We start from the raw sequence: 9,369 nt of genomic DNA, 5'->3' as shown, positions 1-9,369 counted from the left end.
TCCCGCTGGAGCGTTCCTGCAAGCGTTGATACAGGGCTTGGGTGGTCTGCGGCGTGGGTTGGTCGAACAGCCCGGCTGCCTGCAATTGCACCAAAAGTACCTGGCATTGCGGCAGTCGTTCGCGCTGTGCGTCGCGGCGGTATTTGTCTTGCAAGGCCGCAGCGTGCGCACCATCGGCAGCTACCCACTGCGCCACATCAGCCTCAATGTGCAAAGGCCCGTTGGCTACCATTGCCTGGCTGACCCACTGATCGGCCTCGGCATTGCCGTCCAGGGTGATCGGCCGCAACGTCTTGATGAATGCCATCTGGTCCAGTGGGCTGGCCAGCAACGTGCGCACCGCCTGCATGGCCTCACGCGGCTCGATGGAGCCAATGCCTTCACGCTCCATGCGTTGCCGGTAGGCCGCTGACGACACCACGCCGATGCTCCCCCAATAGCCCCAGTTCAACGTTTTGACCGGTACCGACCCGCTGCTTCCCCAGCGCCGCGCCAGGGCATCTTTGAACACGCACCCCATCGCGTAGTTGGCTTGCCCGGCATTACGCGTGAAGGCGATCAAGGACGAAAAGAACAACACGAAATCCAGTGCCTGGCCACCGAACACCTGGGCCATGCGTACACTGATATCGACTTTGGCCTGCAAACTGCGCCGCAGTTGGTCTTCGCTCATATTCGCCAGGCTGCGGTCGTCCAGCACGATGGCTGAATGCACCAGGCCATCGATACGGCCGAAGCGGCTCAGGATCTGCTCGCAGGCTTGTTGCAACTGCCCGGCATCTGTGGCGTCGACGCTCATGTAAAACGGACGTGGGCCGTGCAGCGCAACCTGATCAAGGGCTGCCTGAATGGAAGCATCCAATGCCCTGCGCCCCAACCAGACCACCTGGGCGGCGTGCTCGCGAGCCACGCTTTCGGTCCACACCTGGCCGATGCCGCCACTGCCGCCAATCACCACATACACGCCGTTGCTGCGATAAGCCGGCTGCGCGGACGCCTGCGGCCGATGAAGCAGCAACTGCCGGCCCTCCCAGACGCCATCGCGCAGGCGCCGCGAGGTATGCGCAGGGTCAACGGGCATCACCGCCAAATGTGTGGGGGCCAGACGCTCCTGATGCGCCAGGTCTACGGCCTGTACCGTCCAATGCGGCATCTCCTTGGCGAGACTGCCCGCCAGGCCGTGGACGGCGGCGTGTACGGGTTGGGCGTCATGGGGCGTCCAAGCGTCGCGAGTCACCACCACATAATGCAGCGCACGCTTGTCAAACCCGCAACGCAGCAACGCTTGCACGATACGCAGCTGCTCCAGGGCGCACGCGTGCTGTTCATCGATCAGGCATTCATCGCCCGCGTGCCGGGCGGCACTCGGTGGGATGACTAGCACCAGGCGGTCGAAGGCCGGCAACCCCTGGAACCGCGTCACCCACTGCTCGACACTGTCCGAGGGTACCGACGCACAACTGAGCAACGGCCCCTGCGCGCCCTCCAGGCTGCGCAGTTGCGAAGCATCGGCACCGATGACCAGTGTGGCCGTCGGCGAGGCAGTGACGGCCTGCATGGCCAACGGGCTCCACTGCGGCACCAGTAGCACCTCGCCAGCCGGCAGCCCGACCTCTTCGTCCCCCTCGACAAGCCCCCCATTACCGGGCGGCGCCCACTGTCGAACCTTCAGGCCGCGCAGGCTGGCGCACAACCAGCCGAGCTCATCGAACAACTCAAGGTCATAACTCTCGCGCTGTGGGTCGCGGTTAACCTGTACCCACATGCGCGGTTCACACGCAGCAAACACCTGCAACTGGTCCAGGGCGAAAGGCACTTGCAGTAGTGCGCTTTCGTCGCTCAATACGCGCGTCGCTTGCAGCGCCGCATCCAACATTGACGGGTGCAAGCCGTAACTCGCCTCGAACGGCTGCGCTGCAGGCCACTCGATCAGGGCCAGGGCGTGCCCGTCGCCGACATACACCGCGCTGAGGCAACGGTGCGTTGCGCCATAATCGATGCCCAGGCCTGCATAGGCGTCGTAGAGCTGCCCGGGATTACGCTCATGGAAGTCGGCGCTGCTGCGTAGCCGCGCGAGCAAGGCGGGTAGGTCCACCTGGGGACGGGTCGGCATGGGCACCTGTTCAATGACACCTCGTACGTTGAGCGCCTGTGCCTGGGCGCCGCTCGTGGCGATCTCAAAACGCACACGTGCGGTGTCATCGGGAAACAGGCGTACCCGCAGTTGTGCATCGCCGTCTTCCAGCACCAGGGGTGCCAACCACACCACATCGCTCAGGCGCACCAAGGCGCCCTGCTGGTCAGGCGTGGCCACCGCTACTGCTGCTTTTCGCGCCAGTTCCAGAAACGCGGAGCCCGCCATCATGGCCTTGCCTTGGACGTGATGATCGGCGAGAAAGCTGTCTCGCCCACTGACCTGGCAGGTAAAGCCCAGGCCCGTCAGGTCGGAACAGTTGAGCACGCTGAGCGGTGCCGCTTGCACACCGGGGCTGCGAGGGTGCTGCTGGCCGATATCGGAATTGATCCCCGTGTACCAAAAGCGTTCGCGGGCAAACGGATAGCCTGGCAAGGAAATGATCCTGCCCCAGCGTCCGGGCAACAGCGCCTGCCAGTCGATATCGCCGCCGCTGACCCACAGTGCCAACAGTTTGTCCTGCTGCCCGGTGGCCGCCCATTGCGCAACCATGGCCGACAGATCGTCTTCGCCCAACAGCCGAACCAGCGGGTTCTCATCCTGCCGGGCCGACCCGACCTGCACACGCCCGGATGTCAACGCCCCTTGCAGATACTCGCGCAAACACGCCTGCACATCGTCGATAGAATGTGCCAGGAACCCCAGCCGCGCGTTGAGCGCTTCTCGACCGGTTTGCAGGGTATAGGCCAGGTCGTGCAGGGACAGGTCGTGCGCTTCTGGCGCGGCGCAAAATGCCAGGAGGCGCCGGGCCGAGGCTTGCAGGCGCTCGGCGTTGGCGCCGCTCAACAGAACGGCCACCGGCAGTTGCTGCCGGCTTTGCGACTCAGGCTGCGTCGGCGCCAGGTATTCCTCGATGATCAAGTGTGCATTCGAACCGCCGGCGCCGAAGGACGATAACCCGGCCAGGCGTGGGCGCTCCTCGGTGACGCCCTCTACGCGGCGCACCCGTCGCGGCCAGGGCGCCAAGTGGCGCTGGACTACGAAGGGTGACTGGGCAAAATCGATGGCCGGGTTGAGTACCTCACTGTGCAGCGAAGGCACCAACTGGCCCTTTTGCATTTGCAACAGGACTTTGGTCAGGCCGGCGATGCCGGCAGCGCTTTCGCAATGACCGAGGTTGGATTTGACCGAGCCCAACGCGCAGAACGCTGTCTGGTCGGTGTAGTGCCGGTAAGCCTTGGCCAGGCCCGCCAGTTCGATAGGATCGCCCAGGGCCGTACCGGTCCCATGGGCCTCGACATAGTCCACATCGGCGGCGTCTACGCCGGCGGCGGCCAACGCCTGGGTGATCACATCGGCTTGGGCATTGGGGTTGGGTACGGTGAATCCATTGGCCTTGCCACCATGGTTAATCTGGCTGCCACGTATCACGCCGTAGATACGATCGCCATCGGCCACCGCCTGGCTCAAGGACTTAAGCAAGACCGCACCGACCCCCTCGGCCGGCACATACCCATCGCCGCCCTCACCGAAACTCTGGCAGCGCCCCTGGCTGGAGGCAAAATTCCCCTGGGCCAGGCCCAAGTATTTGTTGGGGTGCACGCTGACGTTGACGCCGCCTGCCAGTGCCACGTCGCAGTCACCGCTGCGAATGCCCTGGCACGCCAGATGGATCGCCGTCAGCGACGCCGAACACATCGAATCCACAGCCAGGCTGGGACCACTGAGCCCCAGGCTCCAGGACACCCGGTTGGCGATCGACGCACTGCTGCCGGACAACGCCATAGGGCGCCCCAGCAAGGTTTGCTCGGCACCGAACAGTTGGTACTCCTGGTACATGACCCCTACATAGACACCGGTGCGCCGCAACGCACTGGGGCTACGCAAGCCCAAGGCCATGCCGGCATCCTCAAAGGTCGCGTAGGCGCACTCCAGGAACACACGTTCCTGAGGATCCATGTATTCAGCATCGTGGGGTGAGATGTTGAAAAACAGCGGGTCGAACTTGTCCACGTCATCCAGGAAGCCTCCCCACCGACTCAGGGTCTTACCGCCGGGCAAGCGTCCCGGTTGCGCCAGGTCGCCCAGGCTCCAACGTTCGGCCGGCACTTCAGTGACACAATCGACACCCTCGGCCAGGTTACGCCAGAATGCCTGCAAGTCCTCAGCCTTGGGGTAGCGGCCGCTGAGGCCGACAATGGCGATCGGCTGCGCGAGCGAGGCGTCCGGCAGTGCGTTCACGGGCGCCACGGGCGTCGACTCGGCGACCGTAGGAGCCGGAGCCACGGGCCCACTACCGGCCAGTTCGCCGAGCCGCTCGGCATGCCTGCGCGTAAAGTAATCGGCCAGCGCTTTGATCGAGCTGTGTTCAAAGAACAAGGTCTTGGATAAGGAGCCAAAGGACTTTTCCAACTCGGCGGTCATCTGGATGACCATCAGCGAGTCAATGCCGTAGTGTTCGAAATGCCGGTCATCCTGGAGCTGGGCCGGGCTGACCCGGGTCACGGTCACCAACACGGTCCTGAGCAGTCCGATAATGAAATCCCTGGCGTGTCGGGTCTGGCTGTCGTCGCGTGTATCCATGGCGGGAGTCTTCTCCGTCAAATCGGTAAGAGGCGGCTGCACGATATGGTCGAGCAAAGCCTGGAGGCATTCGCAGCGCAAAAGGCGGGCGCCCTGCCCTGCCAGGTCACGTGTCTCGCTCAGGCGCTGCACCAGGGCCTGGCGCATAGGCAGGTCGAAGCCGTAATCGGCAAACGGCTGCTGCAGGTCAATGTCAGCTACGGGCACGCCGGTCAGCGCTGCCACGTTGGCCAGCAGCCACTGCTCGAGCGGCTCGACACGATGCGTCGTCGGCGTCAGCAGACGCCGCACACTCGATGCAACGCCGTAGTGCACCAGCGTGTTCGCCTGGCGGTGCTTGAACGCCTGATAAAGCGCGTGCAACCCGACGTCGCGTGGCATAGGCAGAAGGCCCCAGGCCTGCTTGAGCAAGCCCAGGGACAACGCATCGATACGCATGCCGCCGTCGGCCCAATATCCCCAATCCACAGCCATGCTCAGGCCGTGTCGCAGGCCCTGCTCGGCTTGACGTTGGCGCGCGCGCACGACCCCATCCATAAAGCAGTTGGCCGCTGCGTAGTCGGCTTGACCGACATTGCCCAACTGCGCGCTGATGGACGAAGACACCAGGAAGAAATCGAGCACCACCTCAGCGGTGGCCGCATCGAGGTTCAACACGCCCTGGACCTTGGGCGCAAACACCTCGCGCACGTCTTCGGCGGTCTTTTGCAACAGGTAAGCGTCGCGTGTCACCCCCGCGTTATGCACCACGCCATCCAGCCGCCCATAACGCTCAAGGATCCGTTCGACCAGGGCCTGGGTGGCCAGCCGATCGCTGACCTCCAGGGTGACCACTTCGACCCGCGCCCCACGCTCACGCAAGCGATTGAATGCGGGGTGTAAGTGCGCCAAGCCCTCTAGCGTTGTTGGCCGATGCGTGGCCAGCACCAGGGTCGCCCCGGGTGCATGGCGGAAAATCTCTTCGGCCAGCACCTGGCCCATGCCGCCTGCGCCCCCGGTAATCAAATAGACCCCGGTCGCCTTCCAGGGCACAACACCGGGGCCGCTCGGCAACTGGCGCCAGACAAAGCTCTGCCACTGCCCGTCACACCAGCGTAAGCGTGGATCGCCCAGGGCCAGCGCCTGATTCACGACATTCACAAGCGACGCCGATGGCGCCTGGATCTCCACCAGCAGGCACTGGACCGTCAGCGCCGGGTTCTCCAATGCCGCCGTTTCGAGAATAGCCGCCAGGCCTTCGAAAAGTGCCCAAGGCCCATGTGGCTCCACCAGCAGTTGCACGTGCAACGGCCGGCCGTCAGCCTTGCGCAGGTGCGCCTGCAAGTGTGTGATCAACGAAATCGCGGCCTGGGTATAGCCCTCGCCCACAGGCCATTCACTCTCCACCAGCGAATGCCAGGGCAAGCCGTGCAGCGCCTGCTCCATCAGCAGTCGCTGCGGCGCGGCGGCCACCATCAACAGGCGCTCTCCAACAGAATCAGGTAACGCCATGGTGGCCTCGCGAGGCTGCCAGTCCCCCGTCCACAGGGTGCTCTCCCCGGCATCCAGCGAAGTACCGCCGGGATGCTGCGGTGGCGGTAGGGCGCGAAAACTCAACCCCTGCAATTGCGCACAGATCGTGCCGTTGGCATCGGCCAGTTGAATATCCACGGCCGGAACGCTCGCCCAACCTGCCGCCTGGCGGCGCACTGCATACGCCCATACCGGTTCAGCGGCACTGAACACATCCAGGCGCTCCAGGGAAAACGGCACCAGCGCCCGCGGCTCCGGCCAATCGCGCGCCAGCCAGTGGGCGGCGGCCTGCAGCGCCGAATCAGTCAGGCCTGGTTCGAGCAGCCAGCCGGTGTTGGGGGTCGCACCGGGGTTGCGCGCCAAGCGCACCAACAGTTGCTGCGGATGGTCGATATCGGCGCTGGCGGCGTACTCCACCAGGCAGCGAAAATTCACCCCGTAATCCACCCCCAGGCCAGTGAAGTGCCGGTAACAGTCATGTGCTGAATGAGGTGCCGTTCGGCAGGCCTCACGCAGGGCGGCCAGATCAAGCGCAGCGGGTGCGGTGGCCGGCGCAGCGTAGTGGCCGGCGCAGTGCACCTGCGCAGGGTGCCCGGAGTGGACCTCAACACCGCCAAGCCCTGTGTGTCGGCTCTGAACATCGAGTGTCACCCGTACCTCGACGGGCTCCGAGACCACGCGCAAGGGTGCCTGCCATACCAGGTTGATCAGGCTCAGTGGTGTCAAAGGTGTATGTGCAGCACGTGCAAGGGCGAGCACCTCCAGAAAAGCCACCCCGGGCACCACCGGCTCGCCGTTGATGCGGTGTTGATCAAGGAAGTATTCGTCACCCTCCAGGCGCAAGACCATGGCCGCCCCGTCATTGGGCATCATGGCGGCCGACAGCGGATGGGTAGCCTTGTCCTGGGCGGGCATCGCCTCCACTACCCAATAACGCTCCCGAGCAAAGGGGTAGCCCGGCAGGGGCATGCGCTGGCAATCCAGGGCGTCGAACAGCGGTGCGAAGTCCACTGCCTGGCCGGCTGCCCAGGCATCGGCAAATACAGCCAACTGCTGCAAGTAGTACAGAGACTGACCCGTGGCGCGAGCAGACAAGCCTTGCAATCGGCGCTGGTGTGCTTCGGCCAGATCGGCCGTGTCAACCGGCATGCCTCTGCGCAGCGCAGCGATCAATTCGGCGCGGTCCGCGACCACAACATGGAAACGCTGCTCGAAACGCTGGCGCCCGGTGAGCAGGCTGTAGCTCATGTCTACGACTGCGAATGACGCGTCCCGCTCACATAACGCCAACAGGTCCGCCATGCGCTGGTGCAGTTGTTCGCGGGTGCGTGCATCGAGCACGATCAGTACCGCCGGCACCAGACTGGCCTGGTGGACGCGCAGGGGTGGCTGCTCCAGGACCATATGGGCATTGGTGCCGCTGAACCCGAAAGAACTGATCGCGGCGCGGCGCGGGGCCCCGTCAATCGCGGGCCAATCGCCCAGGTGCTGATTGAGGAAAAAGGGGCTGTCGGCGAAATCGATGGCCGGGTTGGTGTGTTGGAAATGCAAGGACGGCGGCAGTTGCCGATGCCGCATCGCCAACAGGACCTTGAACAGTCCTGCCATGGCGGCGGCGGTGGCGGCGTGCCCCATGTTCGACTTCACCGAACCGATCGCGCAGTAACCCTTGCGCTGGGTGTAACGGGAGAACGCCCCCTTGAGCGCCTGGAATTCGATCGGGTCACCCAGGCGCGTCCCGGTGCCATGGGCTTCGACCAACTGCACGGTGGCCGGGTCAATGCCATAGCGTGCATAGACCGACTCATGCAGACGCTGCTGGGACAACGCGCTCGGTGCAGTAATGCCATTGCTGGCGCCGTCCTGATTGATACCGGAACCGCGGATCAACCCATGGATGTGATCGCGATCAGCCAGGGCATCGGCGAGGCGTTTGAGCACCACCGCGCCTGCCCCTTCGCCAGGGACGAAGCCGTCCGCCCGGCTGTCGAAGGTATGGCAGGCGCCAGTGAGCGACAGCATGCTTGCCCGGTTGGCCTTTTGGTAAAACGCAGGTGTGGACTGAATGAAAACCCCACCCGCCAAGGCCACCTTTGTATCGCCGGCAAGCAGGCTCTGGCAGGCCATGTGGATGGCCACCAGCGCGCTGGAGCAAGCGGTATCGACGGTGATGGCCGGCCCTTGCAAGTCCAGGTAGTAGGCTATGCGTGCCGGCACGATCGAGGGGGCATTGCCCCAGAACGACTGGGGTGGCGGCATGTCATCGAACAACTGGTCATAGTCGCCCTGTTCGCACCCGACGTAGACACTCACCTCGGCGCGGCGCTGTTCGCCCAGGCACCCGGCATCGGCCAGCGCGTTCCAGGCTTCCTGCAGGAACAGGCGTTGCTGAGGGTCCATATAGGTCGCCTCAAGAGGCGAAATATTGAAAAACAGTGGATCAAACTCATCGATCCTCTCAATGAAGCCACCGCGGTCGCAGCCCTGGTCTGCGCCGGCATAGCAATGCCGAGGGTCCCAACGTTGCACGGTACTGACCAGGTCGGCACCAGCCGCCAGGTGCTCCCAGAAGGCATCCAGATCTCGGGACTGCGGGAACCGTCCACTGATACCGACAATGGCAATGGCTTGGTCATCAACCGCTGGCTGTGCCGGCTCGCCAGTCGGCGGGGTTACCGGCAAGGCGTCCGTAGGCTCGGTTGCAGGCGTTGCGAACTGCGGGTATTGGCCCAGCATGTAGTCGACGAGCCGGTTGATACTCGGGTAATCGAAGAGGCACGTCGTGTGCAGGTCAATTGCCAGGCGTGCATTCAGCTGGCGAACCAGCGCCACGCCAGTGATTGAGTCCACGCCGTAATCGGCGAACGGTTCATCGTCGCGAATGTCGCACAGTTCAAATTGCAGGCTGCTGGCGACCAATTCGCGTACCGATGCCAGCAGCAGGGGCCGCCCATCCTCGGCGCGCCTGGCAGGCGCTGACACTGGCGCGTGACTCTCGGCCGAAGGTGCAGGTGCAGGTGCAGGCGTTGCCTGCGGTTCCCGGGCATGGCGCACCACTCCATCACTGCGCGCCATCACCACTTGCTGTCCCAGCCCATGAAACGCCTGGCACGGGAACATCACCCCGCGATAACCCGCCT

The 9,369-nt window shown here is 64.2% G+C and carries 1 protein-coding gene; it reads right to left on the bottom strand.

From position 1 onward, the window contains the following. Positions 1 to 9,369, bottom strand: a 9,369-nt coding sequence (locus tag E4O97_RS15610) for an SDR family NAD(P)-dependent oxidoreductase (protein ID WP_248161659.1), incomplete at both ends; no start/stop codon positions are given.

Source organism: Pseudomonas sp. W15Feb34, assembly GCF_023127765.1.
In the GTDB taxonomy this organism is placed as follows: Bacteria; Pseudomonadota; Gammaproteobacteria; order Pseudomonadales; family Pseudomonadaceae; genus Aquipseudomonas; species Aquipseudomonas synxantha_A.
This window is presented reverse-complemented; position numbering and strand designations above follow the sequence as displayed.